The organism is Pseudomonas sp. 58 R 3 (genome assembly GCF_900006605.1).
Classification (GTDB): Bacteria; Pseudomonadota; Gammaproteobacteria; order Pseudomonadales; family Pseudomonadaceae; genus Aquipseudomonas; species Aquipseudomonas salomonii.
In genome coordinates this window covers 43337-70153 of sequence record NZ_CVTT01000072.1, presented here as the reverse complement: position 1 = coordinate 70153, position 26817 = coordinate 43337, and the positions used below count along the sequence as shown (strand labels likewise).

28 protein-coding genes are annotated in these 26817 nt (G+C 59.2%); 15 read left to right on the top strand and 13 right to left on the bottom strand.

What is annotated here, in order from left to right; genetic code table 11:
- Window positions 1-174: 174 nt before the first annotated feature.
- Together BFP92_RS23930 and BFP92_RS23925 are read right to left on the bottom strand one after the other, a co-directional pair.
- On the bottom strand, window positions 175-1209 hold the full coding sequence (locus BFP92_RS23930; RefSeq protein WP_065931401.1) for a methionine synthase: 1035 nt from the start codon (window positions 1207-1209) through the stop codon (window positions 175-177).
- A gap of 29 nt (window positions 1210-1238) precedes the next feature.
- Entirely contained in the window at window positions 1239-2222 is a 984-nt protein-coding gene (locus BFP92_RS23925; RefSeq protein ID WP_065931400.1) for a DUF1852 domain-containing protein, read from the bottom strand.
- A gap of 452 nt (window positions 2223-2674) precedes the next feature.
- On the opposite strand from BFP92_RS23925, the gene BFP92_RS23920 reads away from it, so the two are divergent.
- The 6 genes from BFP92_RS23920 to BFP92_RS23895 all read left to right on the top strand — a co-directional run bounded on the left by BFP92_RS23920 (window position 2675) and on the right by BFP92_RS23895 (window position 8165).
- Window positions 2675-2857: a hypothetical protein gene (locus tag BFP92_RS23920; RefSeq protein ID WP_065931399.1), complete on the top strand. Its 183-nt coding sequence runs from the start codon at window positions 2675-2677 to the stop codon at window positions 2855-2857.
- Window positions 2858-2929: 72 nt separating this feature from the next.
- Window positions 2930-3820: a nucleotidyltransferase domain-containing protein gene (locus BFP92_RS23915; RefSeq protein WP_065931398.1), complete on the top strand. Its 891-nt coding sequence runs from the start codon at window positions 2930-2932 to the stop codon at window positions 3818-3820.
- A gap of 27 nt (window positions 3821-3847) precedes the next feature.
- On the top strand, window positions 3848-4552 hold the full coding sequence (locus BFP92_RS23910) for a JmjC domain-containing protein (RefSeq protein WP_065931397.1): 705 nt from the start codon (window positions 3848-3850) through the stop codon (window positions 4550-4552).
- Window positions 4549-5904 carry an MATE family efflux transporter gene (locus BFP92_RS23905; RefSeq protein WP_139114110.1) on the top strand — a complete coding sequence of 452 codons (1356 nt, stop codon included), beginning with the start codon at window positions 4549-4551 and terminating at the stop codon, window positions 5902-5904. Before BFP92_RS23910 ends, BFP92_RS23905 begins: the two co-directional genes overlap by 4 nt.
- The gene (locus BFP92_RS23900) at window positions 5901-6677 is read left to right on the top strand and encodes a sulfotransferase family protein (protein WP_065931395.1); all 777 of its coding nucleotides are present in this window, start codon (window positions 5901-5903) and stop codon (window positions 6675-6677) included. Before BFP92_RS23905 ends, BFP92_RS23900 begins: the two co-directional genes overlap by 4 nt.
- Before the next feature lie 108 nt (window positions 6678-6785).
- Window positions 6786-8165 carry an aminotransferase-like domain-containing protein gene (locus tag BFP92_RS23895; RefSeq protein WP_065931394.1) on the top strand — a complete coding sequence of 460 codons (1380 nt, stop codon included), beginning with the start codon at window positions 6786-6788 and terminating at the stop codon, window positions 8163-8165.
- On the opposite strand, the gene panB is transcribed toward BFP92_RS23895, so the two are convergent.
- On the bottom strand, window positions 8153-8968 hold the full coding sequence (panB, locus tag BFP92_RS23890) for a 3-methyl-2-oxobutanoate hydroxymethyltransferase (RefSeq protein ID WP_065931393.1): 816 nt from the start codon (window positions 8966-8968) through the stop codon (window positions 8153-8155). The genes BFP92_RS23895 and panB overlap by 13 nt on opposite strands.
- 140 nt (window positions 8969-9108) lie before the next feature.
- Between panB and BFP92_RS23885 the strand changes: the two genes are divergently transcribed.
- Window positions 9109-9276, top strand: coding sequence for a DUF2986 domain-containing protein (locus BFP92_RS23885; protein WP_065931392.1), 168 nt, complete (start codon window positions 9109-9111; stop codon window positions 9274-9276).
- On the opposite strand, the gene BFP92_RS23880 is transcribed toward BFP92_RS23885, so the two are convergent.
- The 5 genes from BFP92_RS23880 to BFP92_RS23860 form a co-directional block, all read right to left on the bottom strand.
- The gene (locus BFP92_RS23880) at window positions 9247-10230 is read right to left on the bottom strand and encodes a GlxA family transcriptional regulator (protein ID WP_065931391.1); all 984 of its coding nucleotides are present in this window, start codon (window positions 10228-10230) and stop codon (window positions 9247-9249) included. The two genes, BFP92_RS23885 and BFP92_RS23880, sit on opposite strands and share 30 nt — an antisense overlap.
- A 4-nt stretch (window positions 10231-10234) precedes the next feature.
- Window positions 10235-10777, bottom strand: a complete 543-nt coding sequence (locus tag BFP92_RS23875) for a cysteine hydrolase family protein (RefSeq protein ID WP_065931390.1) — start codon at window positions 10775-10777, stop codon at window positions 10235-10237.
- 159 nt (window positions 10778-10936) lie between these two features.
- On the bottom strand, window positions 10937-11362 hold the full coding sequence (locus tag BFP92_RS23870; protein ID WP_056861174.1) for a VOC family protein: 426 nt from the start codon (window positions 11360-11362) through the stop codon (window positions 10937-10939).
- 111 nt (window positions 11363-11473) lie between these two features.
- Entirely contained in the window at window positions 11474-12349 is an 876-nt protein-coding gene (locus BFP92_RS23865) for a LysR family transcriptional regulator (RefSeq protein ID WP_065931389.1), read from the bottom strand.
- 26 nt (window positions 12350-12375) lie between these two features.
- The gene (locus BFP92_RS23860) at window positions 12376-13587 is read right to left on the bottom strand and encodes a YeeE/YedE family protein (protein ID WP_065931388.1); all 1212 of its coding nucleotides are present in this window, start codon (window positions 13585-13587) and stop codon (window positions 12376-12378) included.
- A 237-nt stretch (window positions 13588-13824) separates the two neighbouring features.
- On the opposite strand from BFP92_RS23860, the gene BFP92_RS23855 reads away from it, so the two are divergent.
- Genes BFP92_RS23855 through BFP92_RS23835 form a run of 5 tightly spaced genes read left to right on the top strand, consistent with a single transcriptional unit; the run spans window position 13825 to window position 18809 of the window.
- Window positions 13825-14373, top strand: a complete 549-nt coding sequence (locus tag BFP92_RS23855; protein ID WP_058420961.1) for a type 2 periplasmic-binding domain-containing protein — start codon at window positions 13825-13827, stop codon at window positions 14371-14373.
- Window positions 14360-15565 carry a DUF6421 family protein gene (locus BFP92_RS23850; protein WP_065931387.1) on the top strand — a complete coding sequence of 402 codons (1206 nt, stop codon included), beginning with the start codon at window positions 14360-14362 and terminating at the stop codon, window positions 15563-15565. Before BFP92_RS23855 ends, BFP92_RS23850 begins: the two co-directional genes overlap by 14 nt.
- A complete protein-coding gene (locus BFP92_RS23845; RefSeq protein ID WP_083221793.1) occupies window positions 15562-16509 on the top strand; it encodes a DMT family transporter in 948 nt (315 codons plus the stop codon). The genes BFP92_RS23850 and BFP92_RS23845 overlap by 4 nt, the downstream gene beginning before the upstream one ends.
- Window positions 16506-17756 carry an ATP-grasp domain-containing protein gene (locus BFP92_RS23840; protein ID WP_065931386.1) on the top strand — a complete coding sequence of 417 codons (1251 nt, stop codon included), beginning with the start codon at window positions 16506-16508 and terminating at the stop codon, window positions 17754-17756. Before BFP92_RS23845 ends, BFP92_RS23840 begins: the two co-directional genes overlap by 4 nt.
- A 33-nt stretch (window positions 17757-17789) precedes the next feature.
- Window positions 17790-18809 carry a branched-chain amino acid aminotransferase gene (locus BFP92_RS23835; RefSeq protein WP_056861168.1) on the top strand — a complete coding sequence of 340 codons (1020 nt, stop codon included), beginning with the start codon at window positions 17790-17792 and terminating at the stop codon, window positions 18807-18809.
- Window positions 18810-18877: 68 nt separating this feature from the next.
- Here the strand turns inward: BFP92_RS23835 and BFP92_RS23830 are convergent, their stop codons facing one another.
- Window positions 18878-19744 (bottom strand): DNA/RNA non-specific endonuclease, encoded by an 867-nt coding sequence (locus BFP92_RS23830; protein ID WP_065931385.1) that lies wholly within the window; start codon window positions 19742-19744, stop codon window positions 18878-18880.
- A gap of 204 nt (window positions 19745-19948) precedes the next feature.
- Window positions 19949-21166 (bottom strand): MFS transporter, encoded by a 1218-nt coding sequence (locus BFP92_RS23825; protein ID WP_065931384.1) that lies wholly within the window; start codon window positions 21164-21166, stop codon window positions 19949-19951.
- A 121-nt stretch (window positions 21167-21287) separates the two neighbouring features.
- Between BFP92_RS23825 and BFP92_RS30725 the strand changes: the two genes are divergently transcribed.
- Window positions 21288-21992 carry a TetR/AcrR family transcriptional regulator gene (locus BFP92_RS30725; RefSeq protein ID WP_083221792.1) on the top strand — a complete coding sequence of 235 codons (705 nt, stop codon included), beginning with the start codon at window positions 21288-21290 and terminating at the stop codon, window positions 21990-21992.
- Here BFP92_RS30725 and BFP92_RS23815 read toward each other — a convergent pair.
- From BFP92_RS23815 to BFP92_RS23805, 3 genes are all read right to left on the bottom strand, one after another.
- Window positions 21895-22818, bottom strand: a complete 924-nt coding sequence (locus BFP92_RS23815) for a LysR family transcriptional regulator (protein ID WP_065931382.1) — start codon at window positions 22816-22818, stop codon at window positions 21895-21897. The genes BFP92_RS30725 and BFP92_RS23815 overlap by 98 nt on opposite strands.
- A gap of 97 nt (window positions 22819-22915) precedes the next feature.
- A complete protein-coding gene (locus BFP92_RS23810) occupies window positions 22916-23560 on the bottom strand; it encodes a hypothetical protein (RefSeq protein ID WP_065931381.1) in 645 nt (214 codons plus the stop codon).
- A 318-nt stretch (window positions 23561-23878) separates the two neighbouring features.
- Entirely contained in the window at window positions 23879-24775 is an 897-nt protein-coding gene (locus BFP92_RS23805; RefSeq protein ID WP_065931380.1) for a LysR family transcriptional regulator, read from the bottom strand.
- A gap of 122 nt (window positions 24776-24897) precedes the next feature.
- On the opposite strand from BFP92_RS23805, the gene BFP92_RS23800 reads away from it, so the two are divergent.
- Complete coding sequence (locus BFP92_RS23800; RefSeq protein ID WP_065931379.1) at window positions 24898-25563, top strand: RraA family protein; 666 nt, start codon at window positions 24898-24900, stop codon at window positions 25561-25563.
- Between the two features lie 2 nt (window positions 25564-25565).
- Complete coding sequence (locus tag BFP92_RS23795; protein ID WP_065931378.1) at window positions 25566-26774, top strand: pyridoxal phosphate-dependent aminotransferase; 1209 nt, start codon at window positions 25566-25568, stop codon at window positions 26772-26774.
- Window positions 26775-26817: the final 43 nt, after the last annotated feature.

Here is a 26817-nt window from a genome sequence, read left to right as displayed (position 1 = left end):
TTGCTCGATCAAGGCGCGTAACGGTGATACGCCGGGATCAGGCAGCCAAGCGTGGCCGTCCATCGAGTGCCCGAGCGCTTCACGAAAGCTCGGTTGCTCGACCGTCGTAGTGGGAAGTGCCAGAGTAAATCCTGAACAGGGAGTGCAACTGGGTACACCCCTTCCAATGTTGGCTCAGCGCGCGTTTAGGAGCTCTCTTCGAACGATCTCTGCGCCAGCACTCAGCGCATTCAACTTGCCCCTTGCGACGTGGCGAGGCAGAGGTGCCATGCCGCAATTGGTGCACGGATAAAGCTTGTCGGCATCGACAAACTGAAGGGCCTTGCGCAGGGTATTGGCCACTTCCTCGGGCGTTTCAATGGCGTGGTTGGCCACATCAATGGCGCCGACCATCACTTTTTTACCGCGAATCAACTCAATCAGTTCCATGGGGACATGGGCGTTGTGACATTCCAGTGAAATGATATCGATACTGGACTTCTGTAGCTTGGGGAAGGCTTCTTCATACTGCCGCCACTCCGACCCCAGGGTCTTTTTCCAATCGGTGTTGGCCTTGATGCCATAGCCATAACAGATATGCACCGCCGTTTCGCATTTGAGGCCTTCAATGGCCCGTTCCAGGGTGGCGACACCCCAGTCATTCACCTCGTCGAAAAACACGTTAAAGGCCGGTTCATCAAACTGGATAATGTCGACGCCCGCCGCTTCCAATTCCCGCGCTTCTTCATTGAGGATCTTGGCGAATTCCCATGCGAGTTTTTCGCGGCTTTTATAGTGGTTGTCATACAGCGTATCGATCATGGTCATGGGGCCTGGCAGCGCCCATTTGATCGGCTGGTTGGTTTGCTGGCACAAGAACCTGGCATCTTCGACAAACACCGGCTTTTGGCGCGCAACGGCGCCCACCACCGTCGGCACGCTCGCGTCATAGCGATCACGAATCCTGACGGTTTCACGTTTCTCGAAATCCACGCCACTGAGGTGTTCAATAAACGTGGTCACGAAGTGTTGGCGAGTCTGCTCACCATCACTGACGATATCAATCCCGGCGTGTTGCTGTTCCTGCAATGCCAGGCGCAAGGCATCTTGCTTGCCCTCAACCAACTCATCACCTTGCAACTTCCAGGGTGACCACAGCGTCTCCGGCTCGGCAAGCCAGGCGGGTTTTGGCAAGCTGCCGGCTGTAGAAGTGGGTAATAACTTTTTCATGACAGGCACAACCTTTTAAATTTTATGAGTCAAGCGGCGTATTGAGCGGACCACTGTTCAAGCACAGCGTGATAGGGCTTGATGAAGTTTTCCTCAACGAACCTGCCCTGCTCTATCGCCAGCCGACCACGTTCTTCTCGATCATAAACAATGAGTGTTAATGAATAATCCTGGTGCTTCAAACTCGGCTGGTAGCGTTTGCCGGCGACAGAGTTCGCATTGTAAATTTCAGGTCGGTAGATCTTTTGAAAGGTGTCCATCGTGCTAATGGTGCTGATAAGTTCAAGCGTCGTGTAATCACTCAGCAAGTCACCGAAAAAATAAAATGCCAAGGGCGCAACACTGTTGGGCGGCATAAAATAGCGCACATTCAAGCCCATCTTCTTGAAGTACTCATCGGTCAGCGAATACTCATCCTGCTGGTACTCAACGCCCAATACCGGGTGCTGGTTTTCAGTTCGCTGATAGGTCTTGGTATTCGAAACGCTCAAGCAGATGACCGGCAACTTCTTAAATTGCTGTTTGTACGCCGCGCAATTCACAAAACACTTGAACAGCTTGCCATGCAAGTCGCCAAAATTATCGGGCGTGCTGAATTCAGCCTGGCCTCGGTTGTGGCCCAACAACACCACGCTAAAGTCATAGTCGCGTACATACGAAGAAAAATTATTGCCGACGATGCCCTCTGCGCGCTCGTTGGTTTTACGGTCCACAATCGTGGTTTTCAATATTTCGATCAGTGGAATGGCCTGCCCATTGCTTTCAACACCGATCTGCATCTCGGCGGAAATAATTTCGAGTTCGAGCGCATACCGATCACCGCCAGCGTTATCCCAATGCGCCAAGGCATTGAAACGGTTATTGATCATCTTCAAGGTATTGCGCAAGTTCTCCTGACGGCGCTCGCCCCTCGCCAAATTAGCGAAATTGGTGGTGATGCGCGTGTTTTCAGAAGGGCGATAGTGCTCATCAAAACAAGTACTTTTAATCGTAAACTCAAACGCGTTGTTCATGAGAACCTGACACCTCAAAAAGTTGAGACAGACTTGAATTCACGGGTTGCCTTATAGCGCTGACGCTCAGCCCAAGTCTTTACTGTATCTACAATGAGGTGCAGTTTATGCTGACCATAGAGGGAGAGATAATGAATTGATTTCACCAAACCTTTAGCCCTGCTCATGATGAGTGCAAGGCCTCAAACACCGCACGATCGCGCGCAAAGCCATCGTCGAAAATGCCGGGATTGCCCCTCGCACCTTTCGACCTGCGCTTGGCCATCGAACCGGGCATTGCTGTGGTGCATCTGCTGAGTTTCGGGCCGGTACGCCCGCACAAAGATTAAGCTTTAAAGTCAATCCGGTTAAGCCTTAATTATAAAACATGAAGTTTGTAATGCCGTATTGATTTTCGATCGTTAGCCACCTACGTTATCAATCCCGGTTTGCAGACTAATTAAGGAATGATTATGACCGCTCAATCGAAAACCGTTTCCCGCGCTAAGTTCTCTGCACTCGCTGCTAAAATCAACCGCGCTCAACCCGCTGACGCTGCTGACAGCGTCAAAGAAGTAAAAGCAATGCTGGCCACTAAAGAACTGTTCAAATCGGGCATGGTCGCCACGATGGACGGTGAACCCCGCTACATGTAATTCTCCACGCGAAAAAACCGTTACACACGACGCACAGTCTATTTGATACTTGCAAGCCGGGCCTTTCATCGCATGTTAAAAATCCAAGGTGACACATTGAATATACAGCGCACAGGCAAATATCGCTGCGCACTGCCGTTTTCGCTCTATGCATTAGAGGCACAAATTCTTTTGCCCGCCGCCAACCACCCTATGACCGACAGCGGGTTACTTGAAGAGCGTCGACAACATGTACAGGCCTTTCTTGCCTGTCAGGGCGCAAGTGAATTTATTTCAAGGCTGCACGCGGTGTTCATTGGCGGCTCACTGGCAAAAGGCACGGCCGATACACTCTCCGATACCGATGTATGCCTGATCGCTTCCGAGCGCCACCTGATCGGCTGCCTGGAACACCTTGGTTTACCCTATGAACATAGGCAATACGAATATCGAATCGATACCGAGTTTCCACCTGACAACAAACTGGATGTTCGCCTGATCAGCCTGGAAAGCCTTGAGAACATGATAGAAAGCTTTCAGTCGATGACTGACCTTTCAGCCAGCCATCAGGACTGTCTTGCCAACCTGCAAGAGGGTATCTATCTTCATTCAACCCCTGAAGTAGACGAGTTGATACGGCGCATAGACCTCTCTTACGAACACGCGAGCCTCATTATTTCAGACAAACTCCGGTACCTGAAAAACTACAACCTCAGCAAATACCTTATCCGTAAAGACTTCTTTACTTACTATGAGATGCTGGGGATTTTGTATGCGGCTTTTTGTCATATTTTCTTTGCTGTAAACGGGCAATTATTCAGAGGCTATCGCCACCTGCAACGTTTTTCCGTGCGCTATGAGATTTATCCAAGCGCCGTTATCTCAGCATTTTCCGAATGCTTCGAGTGCGCAACACCTGCTGCCACTGACAACCTGCTTATCCAGCTTTCAGGGTTTACCCAAGCGCTTGAAGAACACCTTTAAATGCCCTCACCGAGCCGAGAGATAACCGTGTTTGAAGAACTGTTTGGCATCAGCAAGCAGGTGTTGTTTCCCCACCGCTGGGAAACATCCCTCATCACCTCGAAAACCGCAGCCAAGCCCTTGGTCGGCAATCAAAGCGCTGACTACATTCTCTCCCTGCTGAGCAACCCTGTTGAGCATGAAGATTTGCTGATCATAAAGAATGGAACGTATTGCCAGCGTGACGCCTACACCTCAGGCGGCAGGTGCATCAAAGAAAATATCCGGGAGTTGATCACACAGGAAGGGTGCGCCGTTTACCTGCGCTGGTTGGAAAAATATGACAGTAACTTCACCACACTGGCCAATCGCTTGAATGCAGAATTGTCCCCGTTCACGTTCAGTTTCTGCCTATTTTACGCCCCCACCGCCAGCACTCTTTTTGACGAACATTTTGACGCCCATGATGCCTTCATCATCCAGCTGGAGGGGAGCAAGAAATGGCAAGTGTGGCCGGCAATCGTTGCAGACGTCGAAGCTGTTTCATCCCCGCACTTTTATACGCCTATGGTCAGAGCGCACGTGGCGGAACATGCACCGAGCTACGAAATAACCCTGCAGGCCGGCGATGTGATGTACCTGCCTCGCTGCACGATTCATCGTGCGCTGCCCACTGACGAGCACTCAAGCCACCTCAATGTGTGGATGACGCCGCGACCGCTGCACAAATTCATATGGGGTGACGTGAAGTGAAACATGCCTTACCCGAATGGCGGCCCGTACTGAAAACCGCTCTACCGTTGGTGCTGAGCAATTGCGTGAATGCCGCGCAGAACATGTTGAGTATTTTCCTGGCCGCTACTATCAGCTTGAGTGCAGCGGCGTCTGCCGGGTACATCAATAGAATCTATTTTATTTATGGCGCCATGATCATTGCCATGAACGGCGCCGGCAGCATACGGCTCAACCGATTGAATGGCGACCATCAGCGCGCGGCGTTCGACGCCATGCTCAAACGCATGGTGCGTTTTTCGGTGCTGGGCGCGGTGGCCTGCTTTGTCATATTTTTCCTCGGGGCCCACGCCATTACCCGACTGGTAGAGCCGAATGGCGACGTCGGTGCGGTACCGACCTATTTGCGTTGGATGGCGATTTCTTATATTGCCGTCACCTTGGCAAGCCCCTATTACATGGCGTTGATTGCCAAGAAGCAGGGCCACGATATTTTCCGCGCCTTGCTTGTTTCACTGAGCCTTGGCGGCGCCTTTTCAGCCGTCAGTGTCCTGTATTTCAAACTTGACCTGGCGTATGTGGGCGCCGGCTGTGCAGTGGCGCAGCTCGTCTATCTGGCGCTGATGATCCGCGCTTACAAACGCCTGGTTGCATGCGCCCCCGTGACAGCGCATCACGCGCCGGGCATCCAGCCCACCTTTCAAAACAGCTTTAGCGCAGATGCGTTCAACTTGTTCATGGCAATGAGTGTTTCAACGCTGGTGGACTTCCTGATTCTGTACGTACTGGTTGAGGATGTTCAATTCGTGGCGTTAATGAGTTTTTACTTTTCAACGACGGCGATGCTTCAAGGTGTTTCGCTGGGTTTTGCAACCGCCGCCTCGGTGTTTATCGCGCAAGCCATTAATGAAAGCAGACGCACCTATAGCGTCACGGTGACTGGTTATCTGCTCTACAGCCTGCCGCTGGCACTGTTTTGCGCGGCCGTCTGTTATGTCTACCTCTACCACACATTACAGCCAACCAGCCCGCCCTCCGGTGTCATTTTTCTAATTAGCCTGATCACACTGATCAGTTGCATCACCCTCTTCGCGCAACGGGCAGTCTTGCGTGCCAAAGGCGATACGACCTTTATCAAAAAACTGACATTTGTACTGTCCGCGCTGATCAAGCTCCCTTTAGTCTTTTACATTGCCTACGCCCAGCCGGCATCCGCTGAGCGAACCAGCCTTCTGTTCTCTGTCTTCCTGTTGTGCAGCGTGATTGGCCTTGTCGCTATCGGCTTGCGTATTTCAAAATCGTTTAAAAGTGACGAGTCTCTGCCCGCTGGCCCACCCGTGGGAAGCGCTTCCTGCGAGGGCAGCCTGAAATGATCGAGATGATTTTTGTCTGTGGTTGCCCGCGTTCGGGCAATACATTGATGGGGGAGTTGCTGGGGTCACTGGCTAACGTGAATTACTGCGGGGAGTTGGGCGTATCGTATTTCTCAACCCAAGTCAGCCAGGAGGCTTTCAGGAGAACGCCGGGGCCGTATGCCGAGGCTTATCGCGCCAACCTGATGGGCAATGCGCTGGACTTCCTTGACGACATCAGGGCAGCCAACCCGCAAAAACCGATCCTGTGCGACTCCACACCGTGGAATGCACGAATACTCACGCAACTGCAGGCGTTGCACCCCACTGCACTGTTTATTTATATGTTTCGCCACTATTCAGGGGTTATCCAGAGCCTGAGGCGCTCCTGGGATCAAGGTTACGAGTGGGCGGGGCCAAGCGACGACAACCGCGCGCAGCTCTGGAGCGACCTGAATAACCGCATCCTGCAATGCCAACACCCCGCTTCGATCGGCATCAGTTATGACGCGCTGTGTGCCGACCCCTTGGCGACACTGGACCACTTGAACACCCAGCTTAACCACTACGGTGTGTCCGGCTCGTTTGACAGGGCAGTTCTATCCAAAAGCCATGCTAGCAGCGTCGCGCGCCCCACACTGGCTACCGTCAATGCGCAGGCGGAACTGGTCATCAACCCCTTGCGAACACGCTGTGACGCGCCCCGCCCGGACGCGGAAGCCACGCCACTGGACCGCGCCCTTAACGCCACCTACCAACAATTATTGCGCAAGTTCCCGGCGCAAACCGGATAGCGGGCGTCTGCCCTATGGCTCGAAGGCCCCCGGCAGTTTCCGTATTCAACGGCCTTGCGTAATACTGGACCGGCCCCACCACAGGGGATTCGAACGGTTCGAGTGAGCATGAATAGCACCCAAAACAGCGCTTTCGCCTATCAGACGGTCTACCGCTACCTCGTCGAGTTGATCGACGCCAGCCCGTCGTCAGGCGAACGCAAGCTGCCGTCCCTGCGCCAATTGGCCGAGCGCCTTGGCGTGTCGGTGTCGACCACCAAATACGCCTATGCCTTGCTTGAGGATGAAGGGCGGATCTACGCCCGGCCCAAACAGGGCTATTTCATAAGGGCCATGATTTGCACTGCAACCGCCACTGAAACCAACCTGCTCGATCAGGTGTTCGCCAATGCCCGCCAGCCGGGAATGCTGGCCTTGAGCAGCGATGCACCGGCCATGCTGTTGTCGCTGGAAAACCCGCTGCTGATGCTCGAACGTGAACTGACCCGCCAGCACCCACGCTCTCTCGCGCCGCTTTATTTACCCTTCGGTGAGCCCGAGTTGCGCGCCGCATTGGCTGAGCGCTACACCCAATCCGCCGACCGCTACTGGCAGGCCGACCAGGTGTATATCGGCGCGGACTTGCACAGCGTGCTGGATGCAGCACTCAATGCCCTGGACCTGTGCGGCAGCGTGGCGCTGGTGGAGTCACCGTGTTCGTGGGCGATCCTGCGTCAGTTGCAGGCGGCGAAGATTCGCGTGATCGAAATGCCCCTCGACGCCCACGGGCGTTTCGACCTGGCGGCGCTGGAAGGCGTGCTGATGCGCGAACCGATTCGCCTGGCGGTGCTGTCGTCGACGGTGAATATCCCCCAGGGTGGCGTGATGCCGGCACAGGACAAGCAGCAGATCTGCGGCTGGCTGGCGGCGCGGGCTATCTGGCTGTTTGAAAACAACACCTACGGCGAGTTGTATTTCCAAGCGCAGCCGCCGCGTTATCGCGACTTCGCCGACCCGCAGAAGCTGCTGGTGTTTTCGACCTTCGATAAAGTCATCGGCTCCGAAGCGCCGTATGGCTATGTGCTGTGTCGCGGGCAGGGGCCGCAATTGCAGCGGGTGTTTCTGGAGCGTGGGTTTCGCCTGTCACCGATCCGGCAAAAGGCGATCGCCAAGCTGCTCACCTCCAAGCGACTCGACGCGCATTTGAAAACGCTGCGGGCGCTGCTGCTGGAGCGCATGACCGGCATGAAAGCCTTGCTGGAGGAGCATTGGCAGGTAATTGCGCCCCACGGCGGCGCCAGCTTCTGGCTGCAAGCGCCGCATGCGGTGGATATGCGCCAAGTGTTTGAGCGCCTGCTGGCCCAGCGCATCGTCATCGCCCCTGGCGAGCTGTTCAGCCAGCACGGCGCCTGGCCGCAGCACCTGCGCCTGAGCTACACCCTCGACTGGAGCAAGGATATCGCCCAGGCCGTAAAGCTATTAGCAGAGGCGATTGATCAAAGCCCGTAGCAATGCCGCGCTTCGGGGAAACGGCCATGGCGCACGTCATCGGCAAACCGCTCGCAGGCATCGCGAATCACGGCGCCTACATCTGCGTACTGTTTGACGAAGCGCGGCAGGTGCTCGCCGCCCAAACCCAGCACATCTTCGGTGACCAACACTTGACCATCGCAGGCCGGCGACGCACCAATGCCGATGGTGGGCATCCTTGAATCCAGAGTGATCTGCCGCGCAACACCTTCGGCCACCCCTTCGAGCAACAGGCCGAAGGCGCCCGCCTCCAGGTTGGCGCGGGCATCCGCGGCAATCACAGCAGCGGTTTCGGCGGTAAGCCCTTGTGCCTTGAAGCCGCCCATCACGTTGACGAACTGCGGCATCAACCCCACATGGGCCATCACCGGAATGCCGCGCGCCACCAGAAACTCCACGGTGCCCGCCAGTGCCACGTTGGCCTCCAGCTTCACCGCATCGCAACCCGTGCGCGCCAGCACTTGGGCGCAGTTGCGAAACGCTTGCTCATTGGATTCCTGATAGCTGCCAAACGGCATGTCGGCAATCACGCAGGCCAGGCGCGTGCTGTCGACCACGGCGCGGGTGTGGCCGATGATTTCTTCCAGCTGCATGCTCAAGGTCGAGGCCCGGCCATAGCCGACCATCGCCGTGGAATCACCCACCAGAATGAAGTCGACCAGCGGGTCGATCAGCTTGGCGATGGCGCTGGAGTACGCGGTGAGGGAGACGATTTTCTGCTGGCCCTTCATGGCGACCAGTTGCGGGACGGTCAAGCGTTTGCTGCGGGTGTGGAGGCTCATCGGTGTTTTCCGTTTGTGCTGAATTCACGGCCCGATTATTGGTAAAACCCCAGGGCGTTCAATGCACAGATTGACGCTAAAAAGCGACCCAGGTTTTTAACCTGATATCATCCTGGCCTTCACCCACCAGGCACCGACACATGAACCGCCAGAAAAAACTCAAGCAGCTCTTTAAGGCCAAAGCCAAGAAGGCCAGCGCCAAACTGGCGCCCAAGAGCAAAGATAAATACATCAGCAAAGCCGACCGCGCCAAACTCGAAGCCGAGGCCGATCAAGCCTCAACCAGCGCTGCCGACACGCCCGCTTGAGGGCGTGCCCACCTCATACTTGTTCCAGATTCGTCGCAGGTGCCGGGCTGACCCAAAGCCTGCACGTTCGGCAACGGTTTCCATGTCCAGGCTCGACGCCATGAGCAGTTCACGGGCCACGGTGATACGCAGCGTGTGCAGGTAATCCAGCGGGCTGATGCCCACGTGTTCGTGGAACAGCCGCGCCAGGTGTCGGCTGCTGGTGCAGGCCAGTTCGGCCATGCGTGTGACGGTCCAGGCTTCACAGGGTGCCGCGGTGATGGCGTCCTGCACACGATGCACGGCCGGGTGCAGGTGGTTGCGACCACTGATCCAGGCTGAGAGCTGTGGGTCGGCGCCGCTGCGGCGCATGTACACCACCATGTCGCGCGCCACGCTGCAGGCCAGGCGCGGCCCGGCCAATTCGGCGAGCAGGTGCAGCATCAGGTCGATGCCCGCCGTGACACCGGCGCTGCAACTGACCGGGCCGTCCGTGACATACAGCCGGTTTTCCAGGACCCGGGCCTTGGGTGCCAGGGCCTGCAATGCCGCGCACAGCGCGTGGTGGGTGGTGCACTGGCGGCCATCGAGCAACCCGGCGCGGGCGGCACTCAATGCCCCGGCGCACACGCAGATCAAACGCTGGCCCGACGGCGCAAACACGCTTTGCAGCCATTGGGTCAGCGTGTCGCTGGCCGACTCAAACGCTTGGCGCTGCGCCTTGCTCACCTTCGACGTGGAGCCGACCAACACCACCAGCGTGCCGGGCGCCAGGCTGGGCGGCAATGGCGCCAAGCCGGCCAGCGGCAAGCCGATGGAGGTTTGCAGCGCGGGCACCGGGCTGACGTACTGCAAGTCGAAGTCAATGGCTGCCGGGGCCTCGCTTTGCGCGGCCAGGCGCAGCACCTCGGCGGGACCGGCCAGGTCCAGCATCAGCACATTGGGCAACAGCACGAACAGCACCGGCACGCTCACGGGTTCAACTCTCCAGGGCCTGGGCGACGGTGACGATGCGCGCAAAGCGCTCTTCCAGCACCAGTTCGGTACGCTCACGAATCTCGGCGGCGCTGTATTCTCGGCCACTGCGTGCGTGGGTCATCGGGAAGGTCAGCGTTGCCTCGCTGACAAAATCCACCGCAAAACCGCTGTCCGACGCCTGCCGGGTGGTGGTTTCGCAACACTGTTCGGTGCGGATGCCACTGATGATCAGCGCGCTCACACCCATCTCCGTAAGCCGTGCAGCCAAAGGCGTGCCAGCGAAGGCACTGTGAAAGCGCTTGTGAATGATCAGGTCGGGGTTGATCGACAACTCGCTCAAGGTTTTGACATTGCCCGATGCCATCGAAAAGTGCCCTTGGTCTTCAACATGCAAGACTTGTATCACCGGGATGCCCTGTTGAACACACCCATCGATCAGCGCCTGCTGTTTTTTCAGGAACTGTGGCAGGTCATTTTCGGACCAGTAATCAGAGTGACGGAATGACTGCTGCACATCGATAACGATAAGGGCTTTGCGGCTCATGATAGGTCCTTGTGGCTTGCATCACAGTGGTTGATGCAAGCCATGGTAAGCACACCTGTCGATGAGCGACAGGCAGGTGGCGGACCACTTCAGGACCGATTCGGACATACCCGCTCAGCCGCGCAAATCACCCTCGTAAGTTTGCCGCACGGTGAGCAATTACTTGGCGAACAGCTGGCTCATGTCCTTGAACGCCTTGAACTCCAGGGCGTTGCCGCACGGGTCGAACAGGAACATGGTGGCCTGCTCGCCCACCTCACCCTTGAAGCGGATGTAGGGTTCGATCACAAACCGGGTCTCACGCGCGCGCAGCCGGTCAGCCAGGGCCTCCCACTGGTCCCACTGCAGGATGATGCCGAAATGCGGCACCGGCACATCGTGGCCGTCCACGGGGTTGGAGTGCACCGATTCCTGGGATGCAGTCTTGGGGTGCTCGTGAATCACCAGTTGGTGGCCGTAAAAGTCGAAGTCGACCCATTGCGCACTGGAGCGCCCTTCCGAAAGGCCAAACACATCGCCGTAGAAGTGACGCGCGGCGGCCAGGTCGTAGACGGGAATCGCTAGATGAAAGGGAGAAAGGCTCACGGTGGCTACCTGCAGGTTCTGTTGGGTTAGAACCCGATTCTTCACCACAAAGCCCCATGGATAAAGCGGATATCCTTTGCCCTGAGCCTCAATAATTTTGATGCTCGCGCCCTACTTCGGCGCACCCAGTACTTCGATGACGCACGCCCTGAATAATTCGAAGAGCGGCAATTGGCGCTGGGTGTACTTGGTCAGCAGCACGATTTCACGGTAGAACGTGAGCGTGTCCAATCGCAAAACCCGCACGTCGCTGCCATGTTCCAGCCACAGGCCAGCCAAGGGCACCAGCGACACGCCCAAGACACTGCGCACCATCTTGACGATGGCGTCCAGTTCGTCGAGTTCCAGCGCCTGCCGGGCCTGAATCTTGTGTTCCTTGAGAAACTGCGTGACCTGGCGCCCGCCGAACGAGCCACGGTCGTACCGCACGAAGGGCTGTTCACGCAGAATCTGCAGCGGGTCGTCGCCCTGCACGTCCTTGGCGGTAATCAGCACAAAGGGTTCGCGGGCGATCACTTCGATATTCAGGTCTTTGGGCAGGTTGAAGGGCGGGTGAATCATGATCGCCAGGTCCAGCTCACCGGCATCCACCTGGCTGAGCAGGTTGAGCGATACGCCGGGCACCAGGCTGACCTCGATAAACGGCGCGCGGCGTTTAAGCGCGACCAGCGCCTGGGGCAGGAGGCCGGTTTGCACACTGCCGATGGCGCCGATGCGCAGCGAACCGTGAAAGTTGTTGGCGCTGTCGGGCGCGCCCATGCGCGAGAAAATATCGAGGATCTCCTCCGCCAGCGGCACCGCGCGCTGCCCCGCCGCATTGAGCGTGGCGGAGCGACCGGTGCGGTCGAACAGCTTGACACCCAGGGCGTCCTCGAGGTGTTTGATCTGCGCACTCACAGCCGATTGCGTCAGCCCCACCTGCTGCCCGGCGGCGGCAAAGGTGCCACGGCGGGCGGCGCTTACAAAGGTTCTCAACTCTCTGATCATGGGCCTGCCCTATCGCTCGTTGGGGTTCAGCATCCGCTCAAGGCCACCTGCGGTCGTTCGCCTGCGAAGAAGAACGGCCGCAGGCGCACACCCACGCTGTTACCGATAAACGCTGCCACCAACCACACCCAGCCATGCAGGCTGCCGGAGGCGATGCCGCTGAAATACGCGCCGATGTTGCAGCCGTAGGCCAGGCGCGAACCATAGCCCAGCATCAAACCACCGATCACGGCGGCCACCAGCGAGCGCGCCGGGATTTTCAGGCTTGGGGCAAAACGCCCGGCCAGGCCCGCAGCCAACAGCGCGCCGAGGACGATGCCGATGTCCATCACGCTGGTGATGTCTTGCCACACGGGGGCTGCCAGGGCTTTGGCGTTGCCCGGCATTTGCCAGAACGCCCAACTGGCCACGTCCACACCCAAGCCGCCGGCCACTTTGGCACCCCACAACGCGAACGCCGAGGTAATGCCCCATGGCCGTCCGGCCAGCGCCAGCGTCGCATAGTTAAGCAGTGCCAGGCCGATTGCCCCCCACACCAACGGCCAAGGCCCGCGCAGGAAACGGCGCAGACCGATGTGCTCGCTGGTCACGCCTGGTTCAAGCTGGCCGTGACGGCCCTTCTCCAAGCGCACGGAAACCAGCGCAATGAGCGCAAACACGGCCAGGCTCAGAACCATGGCCGGCAACACGCCGAAGCTCTTGACGATGGACACCGCCGGGAACGCCGGCAACGCGAACCACCAATCCACATGGTGGGTGGCAATCAATGAACCGCAGATAAAGAACAGCAGCGTCACCAGCATGCGCGCATTGCCGCCGCCCACGGTGAACAGCGTGCCGGATGCACAACCGCCGCCCAACTGCATGCCGATACCAAAAATAAACGCCCCGAACACCACCGACACGCCAGCCGGTGCTACCAGCCCGACCACCGGCTGGCCGAACAACGTGCCCGCTCCCAGCGCCGGGAAGAACAGCAACACCGCCACTGCCAGCATGACCATCTGTGCGCGCAAGCCGGCGCCGCGCCGATCATTGATAAATACGCGCCAGGCCGACGTGAACCCGAAAGCGGCGTGGTACAGGGTCAAGCCCAATGCGGCGCCAACCACCAGCAACAGCACCTGGCGCGAGCCGACGCTGTTTTGCAGGAATACGGCGCCGGCCACCAGGATGATAAAAGCCGCCAAAGGCGCGATAGGCTTACGCGCTGGGGTCAGGGAAAGGGAGGTGCTCATGGGCTTTCTCGGATCTGATCGGGGGGGAGATTGGCGGTGAGTATAAACCCTGACAGGGTCGGCCTTTGCAGGAATTCAGACGGCCAGGCAAGGCCGCGAAGGTGGCAACGTTTAGTTTAGCCGGGTGTATTGCTTGAACAAAAAACCTACAGTAACCTGCGCCAAGGCAGCCACCAACAGGTGGCAGGAATGGATTCTGGCCCGCTGTCCGGTGGGCTCCGACAAGGAAGTTAAAGCATGCACACGGCTATCAGTCCCACTATCTATACCCTCGGCCCCGAAGGTACCAATTGCGCCACCGCCGCGCAGTGGTGGCTTGACTCTCGTGAAGAGCGCAATGGCACGCAGCGAATTGTTCTGCATGAGACGCTTGAGCAAGCCTTTGATGAGTTGTCCGGAAAACAGGACGGCTATCTTTTAAGCTGCGCCGCCTATCCCGATTTGCATACACTGATTTTTACCCGCCTGGGCGATATGGAGTTGTGCGACAGCTTCATCATGCCGACCCATTCCATGGTGCTTGCCAGTCGTACCAGCGCCGACCAGATAAAGAGTGTGGCAACCCACCCCGCGCCCCAATCCCTGGTGGCCAGCCATTACCGCAAGGTGTTTGCCAACAGCAATGCCGATGCCGCCGTGCTGTGCAGCACCGGCAAGGCAGATGCGTGCGTGACCACCGTGGTTGCGGCAGACCTGCATGAACTGAACATCATTGAGGATTTCGGCCAGGTGCCGATGGCCTTTCTGGTCCATTCGCTGAAGCGAGCCGACCATGCAAAAGCCTGAACCGCTGTCGACCCTGGTCAATATCGTCAATGAAGTGCGTGCCCGCCAGGAACTGGATGGCAGCATCAAGGCCCCGGACCTGGCCGACCAGGCCCGCATCAACCGCTTGATCGCCGAGCTTGACCGGCACGCCGCAATGATCGACGGGCTGTCTGCGCCGCTGCTGACGGCGACGCTGGAAGACCTGGGCAACTGGCTGAAGAATGGCCTGGATCAACGGCCTTTGTTCGATAAGACACTCGCCTGTTTCAACACCCCTGCACCCGGCGACGCCTTGTTTCTTCTGGCCCCCATGCGCGCGACCAACGGCCCAGACCCCGAAGGCTTTCGGCTGGAGCTGGTCACCGGCTACCGCAGTGAAACCCCTTACCTGGCAAAGGCCGCGCAGTACACCGAGCACTACGTGGCACCGTTTCAATGCATCAAGCTGGGAGCGGCCTCGAAGGGGTTCCTGCAAGGCAATTGCATTGTGCTGTTTCCAGAGTCCGTGGCGACGGCAGCCAAGGTCGATAAACAGACCTTCGCGTTGTTCTTCTTCAGCAAGTTTCTGCGTATCTACAACGAGCAGACACTCGTCGAGGCAGACCGCTTGTTCGGGCGCCAGAGCCCGTTCCTGTTCGGCCAACTGAGCAGCCGCCAGATGTCTGAGTCAGATATGTACGACGCGCGTTGCCTGTGGGGTTATTACCACGACTATGCGCACCACACCGGGCCACGCCCGTTGGACAAAAACCTCTACATAAAGCTGAATTGGTTTACCGGCCTGCTGGAAGAAACCAAGTGTGACCTGATTACGGTGCGCCTGGTGCTGGAACACCGTCCGGACTTTTGGCGTGAAATCGCCGAGTTCATCCTGCTCGAACGCATGTTCCGCTACCCCAAAGGCTCGGACCAGCACATGACGTTCGATGCCGGCACCGGGATTTTGCTGTTCGAGATGCTGATCAATGCCAAGGCATTGATCGAAACCGAGCACGGTCACCTCACCTTCGACAGCGAACGTCTTGGCCAAAAGCTGGTGTCGATGATCGCCGATATCGAGGCCCTCGAAGCACTCGACGACGAGGCCTATCTGGCGGGTGCCAAAGCTTATGTGCAGCAGCATCTGGGCGCACCGCAAACCCCACTGGCACGCTTCAATTTCCCGGCCACGCACTACGCACGCCGCGTGCTGGCCGAGTGCCCCCAATGAATGCATTGAAGGTCCGCCTGCTGCTGTTCACCGTGGCCATTCTCGCGTTGTTCTCGATCAGTTGGCTGCTGTCGAAAAGCCTGCTCGGTAGCCTTGCGGTGATGCATGCCGTTGGGCTCAGGCTGTGGGCCACAACGGCCGCCTTATGGCTGATCGTGGCGTTCAGCACACGGCCGCCGCAGGCTTCCAAGCCCCTGCTCGCCAGGATGCCGGGGTTTTTCATCCTGTCGATCCTGGGGTTCTCGCTCTACTTTGTCTGCAGCTTCGGCGCCTTGAAAACGCTGAAAGCCAGCGACCTGACCATGGTCCTGGCGACGATTCCGGGCATTACCTACCTGCTGGGTCTGCTGACACGCAGCCTGGGGTTTTCCTGGCTCAAGCTGGCGGGTGTGGTGATCGTCAGTGTCGCGGCGCTGGCGTTCAATACCCATACCGGCGACGTTGGCGCAGTCAGCCCGTCAGGCATTGCGCTGGCCTTGGTCGCGGCGCTTTCCTACGCCGTTTATGGCCTGCTGTCCAAGCGTTACCTCAAGGATTTGCCACTGATCAACTCGCTGGCCTGGGTCACGCTGATCGCCGCAGCGTGCTTTGTGCCGCTGTTCATTCTTGACCCCGCGCCCTTGTTACTGCTGAACCTTGAGGATGCACTCAAAGTGCTGATCCTGGGGGCGGCCTGCTCGGCGCCGGTGTATGTGTTGTACCAGAAGGTCCTGGCCGAGGGCGGTGTGTTGTATGCCAATGCGATTGGCTTGCTGGCGCCGTTCGCCGTGGTCACCGGTGAGTGGTTGATCGGCTCCGGCACGACCTTGGGTGCAGTAAAAATCGTCGCGATGATTGCGGTCATGGTGGGGATCACCCTGTTATTCATGGATGCATCAGGCGCCTCGGGCTGGACGTTCAAGCGTCGCCCCCCAAACCAACCGGTTAGTGAGGAAATACAATGAAAAAGCTGGCGTTGGTTTGCCACCGCAGTGCCAAGTTGTCGTTTGTATTCGAGGCCGCAGAAGCGGCAGGTATTGAACTGGTACTGATTTACGACACGACCGAAAGCGCCCCCGCTCACTTGCCGGCGGTCACGTCGACCTGGCAGCTGCCGGTGTTCGACGAGCCGCAGGTGGCGCTGGAAGCGTTCGCGGCCGGCGCGCAAGAGCGAGGGATTGGCGGGGTGATGACGGTTCGCGAAGAAGCGATCATCTGGACGGCGCTGGCGGCGCAAAAAATCGGTACACCTGGCATCGATCCCCATGTGGCGGCGCTGGCCCGCAACAAGTACCTGATGCGCCAGGCCTTTGCCGAGGCAGGCTTGAGGTCACCGGGCTTTTGCTACATTGATAACCCCCACGACCTGTCGCAAACCCGCGCACTGGGGCTGCCACTGGTGATCAAGCCGCTCTCCGGCTGGTCGAGCACCGGTGTGATGCTGGCCAAAACGGCCGAAGAGCTTCCCGGCCTGGTCAACGCCGTGTGGGAGGTGCAGAGCAAGGACCTGGCACGTTTCTATGACCAGGACAAAGCCGCAGGCCTGGTTGTTGAACAGTATTTGCCGGGTAAAGAATTCGTGGTGGAGTGCTTTGTCGACATCGAAGGGGTGCATGTCCTGGCCGTGGGCGACAAGGGCCAACCCGAAGGGCCCTGGTTTGAAGAAACGATCTATCGCCAGCGTCGAGATATCGACGCCCCCTTGATCATGGCGCTGTGCGAAACCGCGCGCGCCGGGGTCAAGGCGTTGGGCATTACCATGGGCGCCGCCCATGTGGAGCTGCGCCTGGATGCCAAGCAGCAAGCGTATGTGATTGAAATCGGCGCACGTATTGGGGGCTCGGGGGTCTCGCACTTTGTGGTCGAGCAGAGCACCGGCGTGTCGTTCGCCGCACTGTGCATGAAGGCTGCCCTGGGGCTACCGACCCCGGCACTGCCCGATGTACTGCCGGCCGCCAGAGTGGCTGCAAACTACATCATTCCTCTGCGCGGCGATGGCCGTTTCAACGGTTTCAGCGGGCTGGAAAAGGTCGAGGCGCACCCGGAAACCGCACGGATCGTGACCTTTTTCGAGGCCGGACACCTTTCACCACCCCCTCCCGCGTTTGGCGGCTACCCAGGGTTCATCTTCTCGGTACATGCCTCGGATGAGGCGGCGAACGCGTACCACCAATGGCTTGATGCTGCATTGAGCATCCACTGGAACCAATAAATACCACCCGTAGCCGGGTTCGGGAGTCGTGATATGGAACATCCGCAACTGGATTGGAATAACCTGGGCTTCAGCTACAGGAAAACCGACCTTCGTTACATTGCACACTGGCGTGACGGTCAGTGGCAGGAAGGTGCGCTGACCGAAGATAACCAGCTGCATATCAGCGAAGGCTCAACCGCGCTTCATTATGGCCAGCAGTGTTTTGAGGGGATGAAGGCCTACCGTTGCAAGGATGGTTCGATCAACCTGTTTCGCCCCGATCAGAATGCTGCCCGTATGCAGCGCAGTTGCTCACGGCTGCTGATGCCGCCCGTCTCGACCGCGCAATTCATTGATGCCTGCAAGCAGGTGATCAAGGCCAACGAACGCTTCCTGCCGCCCTACGGAACCGGCAGCTCGCTGTATCTACGACCGTTCGTCATCGGTGTGGGCGATAACATCGGTGTGCGTACCGCGCCGGAGTTTATCTTCTGCGTGTTTTGCATCCCGGTCGGCGCGTTGTTCAAAGGTGTGTTGCAACCGAGTAACTTCATCATTTCGGACTACGACCGCGCCGCCCCCAATGGCACGGGCGCTGCCAAGGTCGGCGGGAACTACGCGGCCAGCCTGCTACCCGGTACCGAGGCACGGCAGGCGGGTTTTGCCGACTGCATTTACCTCGACCCGCTGACCCATAAAAAAATCGAAGAAGTCGGCTCGGCCAATTTCTTTGCCATCACCCATGACAACACCTTTGTGACGCCGCGTTCACCTTCAGTATTGCCTGGCATCACCCGCGCCTCGCTGATCGAGCTTGCGCAAAGCCGTCTGGGGCTCAAGGCGGTGGAAGAAGACGTGTATATCGACAACCTCGCGGCTTACAAGGAAGCCGGTGCGTGCGGCACCGCAGCGGTGATCACACCGATCGGCGGTATCCGCTACAACGATCACCTGCATGTATTCCACAGCGAACATGAGGCCGGCCCGCTGACCCAACGTCTGTTCAATGAGCTGACCGGCATCCAGAACGGCGACGTTGAAGCGCCGGCAGGCTGGATCGAAAAAGTCTAAAGCCGTGAGACGCCCGCTGTGCCGACACCCCGTGGGCGCCAGTACAGCGGGCCCATCCAGAAAAGTGGTTATGTCCGACCCACTGACCCCGTAACCGGCAAGTTGCCGAGCAACTTGAGCCCGGTGCTTTTCACGAACGTGTCGTAGTCCATCGGCTTCTGGATACGGGTTTCGGCGTTGGGCAGCACATAGGCCCAGGCGCGTTGGGACGAGGCGTCGTACACCAGCTTGAACAGGCGTGTGGGCACCCACACCTTGTTGTCGCCGACGGTGCTGTAGCCGGCATCAAACAACGGGCCGGTGAACACAAACACATTGCCGCCGGCGCGCACGGCGAACTTGCGCACGTCGGCCTCGACCTTGCTCCAGATCTTGCGGTTGTTGGTGGGGTCTTGCGGCACCATGTTCGACAAGGCGAAGGACTGCGCCATGGCATTTGCGCTTGGCGCATCGGCGGCCGGGGATTGATGGCCGCGGTCCACCGCCGGGTGCTGGCTGCGATAGTCGCTCAATTCCGCGCGCGCGCCTTTGGGAATGCGCGGGTCGGGATAAAACTGGTTGGTGCGCTCTTCACCCTTGGCGTCTTTCAGCTGTGCGGCATTCAAACGCTCAACCACCACCAAAGGCGTCTTGCTGGTTTGCGAGTAGAGCACCGCAAAGTGATCCGAACACAGCGCCATGGGTTTCATCGAGGCGGGTACGGTGGCCGTGTTGATCGGCTTGGCGCCGGGAAACAGGTCCGCGCAGCCGTCGAAGGAGAGCTGTTTTTCTTGACGGGAATAGAGACCGAGGGCCGCGCTTTGGCTGATGGAGCTTGAGCGCGAAGTGTGTTCATGGGCGGGTGGTTTGATCAGGTCCAGCAGGCTGCGGGCCTGTGCGCCGGGCGAGAACAGAACAAACGCCGACAGGCCAACTGCAATAATGCGTAAGTGCATGTTTTATATCTTAAAGTGAGGAGCCTAATGGACCCTCACTTTAACCTTTAGTGCGACGCCTGACGGATCGAATTCCAGGCCGCCCGCGCCAGGATCCCCACCTCGTTAAGGCACGCCAGCGCTTCACGCAGGATGCTGCGCCTGCGGGGGAAGCCACTTGCCGAACGGGCAGGCGGCACCATGAACGTGAAGCTCGCTTAGCGCCTAGTACCCCGCCACCGCTGGCCCATCGGCTGACCGCCGTCCCGGTTTGAAGCCATGGGCACGCGCCGTGCAGGCAATCACCAACGCCACCAGCAGCAACAGCGCCATTGCCCATGGAAAGGAGGCGGCGCCCCACGTTTTCAGCAGCACGCCACCGACTACACCGCTGGCCGCAATGGCGCTGTTCCACGCCACCACGTTCAGCGACAGCGCCACATCGGCGCCCTCTCCGGCGGCATCGGCCAATGCGGTTTGCAGCAGTGTCGCGGCGCCACCAAAACTCAGGCCCCACACGGCCACGCCAAGGTAGATCACCTGCGGCACGCTGCCGACAAAGCCGAACACCAGGGTTACCGCTGCAAACGTCACCAGGCTTGCCAGCACGGTCTTGCGCAACAGCGGTTCGACCAGTTTGGCCGTCAACCAGATCCCCAGCAGCGCGGCAATGCCGAACACCAGCAAGACTAAATCCACACGTTCAGCCAAGCCTGCACGCGCCACAAACGGGGCAATGTAGGTGTACAGAATGTTGTGTGCCAGCATCCAACTGATCACCACCGCCAGCACCGGCCGCACGCCGGGCGTGGTCAGCACTTGGCCCAGGGACAGACGCTGGTGCGCAGGCTGCGGCGGATAGTCCGGAACTTTCGCCAGCACCCACACGACCAGCAGCAGCGTCAGCGCCGACATCAGACCAAAGGTGGTACGCCAGCCCACCAGGCCACCCAGCCACGTGCCCAGCGGCACACCCAGCGACAACGCAATCGGCGTACCCACCATGGCCAGTGCCAGCGCCCGGCCCTGTTGGTGCGGCGCAACCATGCGCCGGGCATAACCGGCCAGCAGGCTCCAGGCCAGCCCCGCCGCCACGCCGGCAAAGAACCGCGCCACCAGGGTTATGCCGTAATGGGACGACAACGCGGTGATGGAGTTAAACAGCAGAAAGCCGACGATGGTCAGCAGCAACACATTGCGCCGCCGCCAGCCACGGGTGGCAATGGTCATGGGAATCACCGCCAGCACCGAACCCAGCGCGTACGCCGTGACCATCTGCCCGGCCATCGACGGCGAAATCGCCAGGCCATCGCTGATCAACGGCAACAGCCCGGCGGGCAAGGTTTCGGTAACGATGCAGATAAAGCCGGTCATGGCCAGGGCAAGCAAAGCGCCAATGGGCAGGCGGTCGGAGGACGCGGATAAGCTGAGTGAGGGTGTCACGGGAGACTCCTTGGGACGACTTAGATACTGATCGATATAAATGTTGCGTGCGCACACCGTGCGTTGTCAACGACTTATGTATCGACTAGTATTTATCTCGCTTACCCAGAGGATTCCCCACATGGCACAAATGGGCCGCCCGCGTAATTTCGACCGAGACCAGGCCGTTGAACAGGCCATGCATCTGTTCTGGCAGCATGGTTATGACGCCACCTCCCTCGCCCAGCTCAAGGCCGGCTTGGGTGGCGGTATCTCCGCGCCAAGTTTTTACGCGGCATTCGGCTCCAAAGAAGCGCTGTTCGATGAGTGCGTGCAGCGTTATCTGGCCACCTATGCCCAGGTCACCGAATGCCTGTGGGACGAGGCTTTGCCACCTCGCACGGCGATCGAAACCGCGTTGCGCCAGTCGGCGCGCATGCAGTGTGAAGACGGGCACCCCAAGGGCTGCATGGTGGCGCTGGGCGTGATGAGCGCACCCAGCCCGGAGAATGCACGGGTCGCGGACGCACTGACGCAATCGCGGGTGCGTACCCGGGCGGGCATTGTGGCCTGCGTTGAGCGCGGCATACGTCTTGGGCAATTGCCAGGCACCACGCAAGCGGCGTCGATGGCGACGGTATTTGACAGTTTCCTGCAGGGCGTTTCGATTCTGGCGCGCGATAACGTGCGGTTTAAGGATATCGACGCGGCGATCAGCCAACTCCTGCTGACATGGGACATTACGGCCGCTACCGCGTCGCCCATTCGTCCCGACATGCCAGCAAAAAATCCACAAACGCCCGCACCCGATGCGGCACATAGCGCCCATGGGGATACAGCAAGGTGAAGGGCCGTGAACGCCCGCCAAACGGCTTCAGCACTTCAACCAGGCTGCCGTCGGCCAATTCACGCTCAACGATAAACTTGTAGGTCTGAAACAACCCCGCGCCGTGTTTGGCCAGGGTTACGCCGCCCAGCACATCATGGGCAATGCTGTAACCGGCCTCTCCGGCAAACTCCTGCTCCTGGCCTTGCAGCTGGAACAGCCAGGGGATGCGCCGGCCATTGCTGGGCAGTTCAAACTGAATGCACTCATGCAATGGCAGATCGTCCAGCGTCTGCGGCGTGCCGACGCGCTGCAAGTACGCAGGCGCAGCGATAACCACCAACTCAGCATCTTCCAGCAGCCGCGCGATCAGCGACGAATCCGGCTGGGCGCGCACGCGAATGGCCAGGTCATAACCTTCGGCAACGAAGTCGATATTGCGGTTGCTGATGTGGATATCCACAGTGACTTGCGGGTACTGCGCACGGAACCTGGGCAGCAGCGGCAGCAAGCGGTGATGTGCGTAAGTGGTCGGCACACTGATGCGCAAGCGCCCGGACGGCACCGCCTGCGCGCCCATCACCTGTTGCTGGGCCTCCACCAGTTGCGTCAGCGCCTGGCGGCACTGCTCGTAAAATGTGCGGCCGCTGTCGGTGAGGCGAATGCTACGGGTGGTGCGCACAAACAAGCGCGAACCCAGGCGTTCTTCCAGGCGCGAAATACTCCGGCTCACGGCGGCCGGGGTAACGCCTGCGGCCTGCGCAGCTGCAGTAAAGCTGCCGGCTTCGGCAGCCAGGCAGAACAGCTCGATGCTGCCCAGCTGCAAATCTTCGAAATGGCGTTTCATGATTGATTACATCGGCTCACTATCCGACGCCATACTTACCAGTCTCTTGCCCTTTAATACAGCGTGCCGGGAGAGAAACGCCAAAGATCACTCGCCCTCAGGGCACGGTGACAAATGCATCTGCCCCGGTTGAGTATTCAATGATGGAGGGTGTATTCATTTTAAGTTTGTGCCGCTCTATATGATCGCCTTTCATCCGCGAAAGAAAGCGGACCAGGTACACGCCTGGCTCATCAAGCTTGACGATGTACTTGAGCTCATAGGTTTCGGAAGGCCCGATATCCAGAAAGGGAAATACCAGCAAGGTCGAGCTCATACCGTCATACCGCGCCTCTGCCACATCCCAGGCAGGCCCATACACCGGCAAACCCGCGTCAAAGCGCTGAACCTTTACGATCGACAAAACACGCCGGTCCAGATTCAGCCGTGCAATGTCATTACCGCTGTTGGACAGTGTGACACCCACTTCCAGCAGACTGGCGCCGTCCTCGGCAGGCATCAGTTGAGTCTTCAAGGTCGCACCCACATGGGCGCTCAACTCGGTTTTGATCTGCATCTCTTTAAGCAGCAGTGCACTCATTTGCGAGTCTTGCTTTACGTAGTAAGTCACCCAGACCGTCCAACCCGCCACACACAACAGGGCCACGACTGAAACAAGGCTCGCGGCCACACCCACCTTGATTTGCAGGAGCTCCCAATGACTGCGTTGCCGGGATTTATGTTGAGAAGGTAAGCGGCTCATGCCAATGTTGCTCCTGATGACGGCAGGCGAACTTACGGCAACCTTCTACGATCAAGCAATACACAATTAGCCTATGTTAAAACTGGCGAATGTGCCAAAACGCCCATGCGGCGCGCGCGCTCGCTGACCCGCTCCCAGGCATTGATCGTTCCCACGCTCCGCGTGGGAATGCCGCCCCGGACGCTCTGCGTCCAGCACTTTAAAGCGTGACGCGGAGCGTCACCGGATGCATTCCCACGCAGAGCGTGGGAACGATCAGCGTGGGAACGATCATCAAGTTCGGCGCTAGAGCAATAGACTTCTGTGGCGATGGATACGCTAGAGCAGTAACCGCGAAAAATCGCAGCACGCTTGCGCCATCTGCGCCACGTCCTGGTTCAAGCCGAACTGCCGGTCCGCCCGGTGCAACGCCACGTACTGGATGCGCGGCAATTCGGGTTCGGTGACCAGGGCCCGCAGCGCGCCTTGCTCGATCAAGTGCGACAAGCACGCCCTGGGCAGGTAACTTACGCCAATCCCCGACAATGCCAACCCCACCTGCACCAACAAGTTGTGGCTAGACAGCCTACGCGGCATCTGCACGTTGTGCGCGGCCAGCCAACGCTCGTAGATCAACCCGGTACCCGACTGCGCGCCCTGGGTAAGCACGGTGTAGTTGGCCAAGGTCTCGAGGCCCACCGGGTCGGCGTCGGGGATCAGGCTGGGCGCGCAGATCCAAGCATTTTCCACGCTTTGCAGCGCGGTGCTGTGAAAGCGTGGGTCGCTGAACACGTCGGGCACGATCACCAGATCCAGCTGGTCGCTTTCGAGCTTGCGGAACAGCTCGCTGCTGAGTTCCACCGAAGGCTCGATCTGCACCTTGGGGTAAGCCTGGCGCAAGGTTTCGACGAGTGCCGGTAACCACGTCAGCGCGGTCAACTCGGTGACGCCCAGGCGAAATCTGCGCACCAGCACTTCACGGGCGCTGACCCGTTCGAGCAACTGGTCGCGGCCTTTGAGCAGGTCGCGGGCATAGTCGAGTAGCTCGCCGCCCTTTTCGGTCAGCCGCGCGTTGCGTTTGCTGCGGTCGAAAATCTCTACATCAAAGGTGTCTTCCAGCTCCTGGATGCGCTTGGAGATGGCCGACTGTGACATGTTCAACTTGTTGGCCGCCGCTTCAAAACTGCCCAGTTCAGCGATCCAGTACAGCGCGTCGATTTGCTTGAAGGTGATCACGGCAACCAACTCATGAGAAAAATCGATGCTATCACATCATAAAATATCGCTAAAACTGTCGGTTTATCACTCCTAAGATCCGGCCATAGCCCTTCGCTATCTGACGACTCTGGAGATTTGCCATGTCCTTGCCCGGTTCACGCATCCTTCCCAACGCCCCGATGGCTCCGGCTGAGCTGGTCGAAGCCTTTGCCCATGTGGTCACCCCGCATATCAGCGACAACCTCGGCCGCCATATCGGCGCCCGTGGGCTGACGCGTTATAACCGCAGCGGCAAGCTGGTGGGCACGGCGATCACGGTCAAAACCCGGCCCGGCGACAACCTGCTGATCTACAAGGCCATGAGCATGATGCAGCCCGGCCATGTGCTGGTGGTGGACGGCCAGGGCGACACCAATAACGCGGTGATCGGCGAGTTGGTCAAGCTATACGCCCAGCAACGCGGCTGCGTGGGGTTTGTGATCGACGGCGCGATTCGTGATGTCGCAAGCTTTGAGGACACGCCCTGCTACGCTCGCGCCGTCGTACACACCGGGCCTTACAAAACCGGGCCTGGCGAGGTGAATGTGCCGGTGTCCATCGGCGGCATGCTGATCAACCCCGGCGACTTGCTGGTGGGTGATGAAGACGGGCTGGTGGCTTTTTCCCAGGCTGACGCGGCTCAAGTGCTGCGCCGTGCCGGGCAACATGCCGAGCACGAAGAAGCGGTGAAGGCCGAAATCGCCACGGGCGCGGTGCGCCAAGGCTGGATCGACAAAGTGCTGGTAAACGCCGGCTTGGCGGAGTGAACATGAGCACAGCCTTTCTTTCCGAGCGTGTGCTCGGCATCGCGCCGTCGCCGAGTGTGGCCGCCAATGCCCTGGTAACTGAACTGCGCGCCCAGGGCCGCGATATCGTCAATTTCACCGTGGGCGAGCCGGACTTCGACACCCCGGCGCATATTCTCCACGCCGCCCGCCTGGCGATGGAGAGCGGCGACACCCATTACACTGCTACCACCGGCACCCTCGCGCTGCGCCAGGCCATTTGCCTGAAGCTCTCCCGCGACAATGATCTGGTCTACGGCCTGGACGAAGTGGTCGCCGGCTGCGGCGGCAAGCACATCATTTATCACGCGCTGGCCGCCACGCTTAACCGCGGCGATGAGGTCATCGTGCATACGCCGTACTGGGTGTCCTACCCGGACATGGCACGGCTCAATGACGCCACACCGGTGATCATCCACGGCGATGAACACCAGGGCTTCAAATTGTCGCCCGAGGCGCTGGAACAGGCGATCACCCCGCGCACCAAATGGGTGATTCTCAACAGCCCCAACAACCCCAGCGGCGCGGTGTACAGCGAAGCCGAACTGCTGGCCCTGGCCTTGGTATTGCGTGCACATCCCCACGTGCTGGTGATGGCCGATGAGATCTACGAGCACTTTGTGTATGGCGATGCCCGCCACGTGCCGCTGACGCGCCTGGCGCCGGACCTGAAACCGCGCACCCTGATCATCAACGGCGCTTCCAAAGGCTACGCGATGACCGGCTGGCGCTTGGGTTTTGGCGCAGGGCCGGCGTGGTTGATCGCCGCTATTGCCAAGTTGCTGTCGCAAACCACCACCTGCCCCAGCTCCTTGAGCCAGGCCGCTGCGGTGGCGGCCTTTGCCGGTGAGCAGGCGCCCATCACCGTCATGCGCGATGAATACGTGCGCCGCCGTGCGCTGATGTTGGAACGCTTGGCGGGCATTCCCGGCGTGAGCGTGACCCCACCGGACGGCGCGTTCTATGTGTTCGCCAATGTCAGCGGGCTGATGGGCAAGCTCACGCCACAAGGGGAAACCCTGGAGAGCGACACGCAGTTGGTGGAGTACTTGCTGCGCGATTACGGCCTGGCCACGGTCAGCGGCGCGGCGTACGGCATGTCGCCCTATGTGCGCCTGTCCTTCGCAAGCGCGCCAGACGTGATCGAAGAAGGTTGCCGTCGCCTCCGGGACGCGTGCCACGACCTGCGCTGAACCCGGCGCAACACCCGGCGGCCAAGGGATGGCCGCTGTTTTG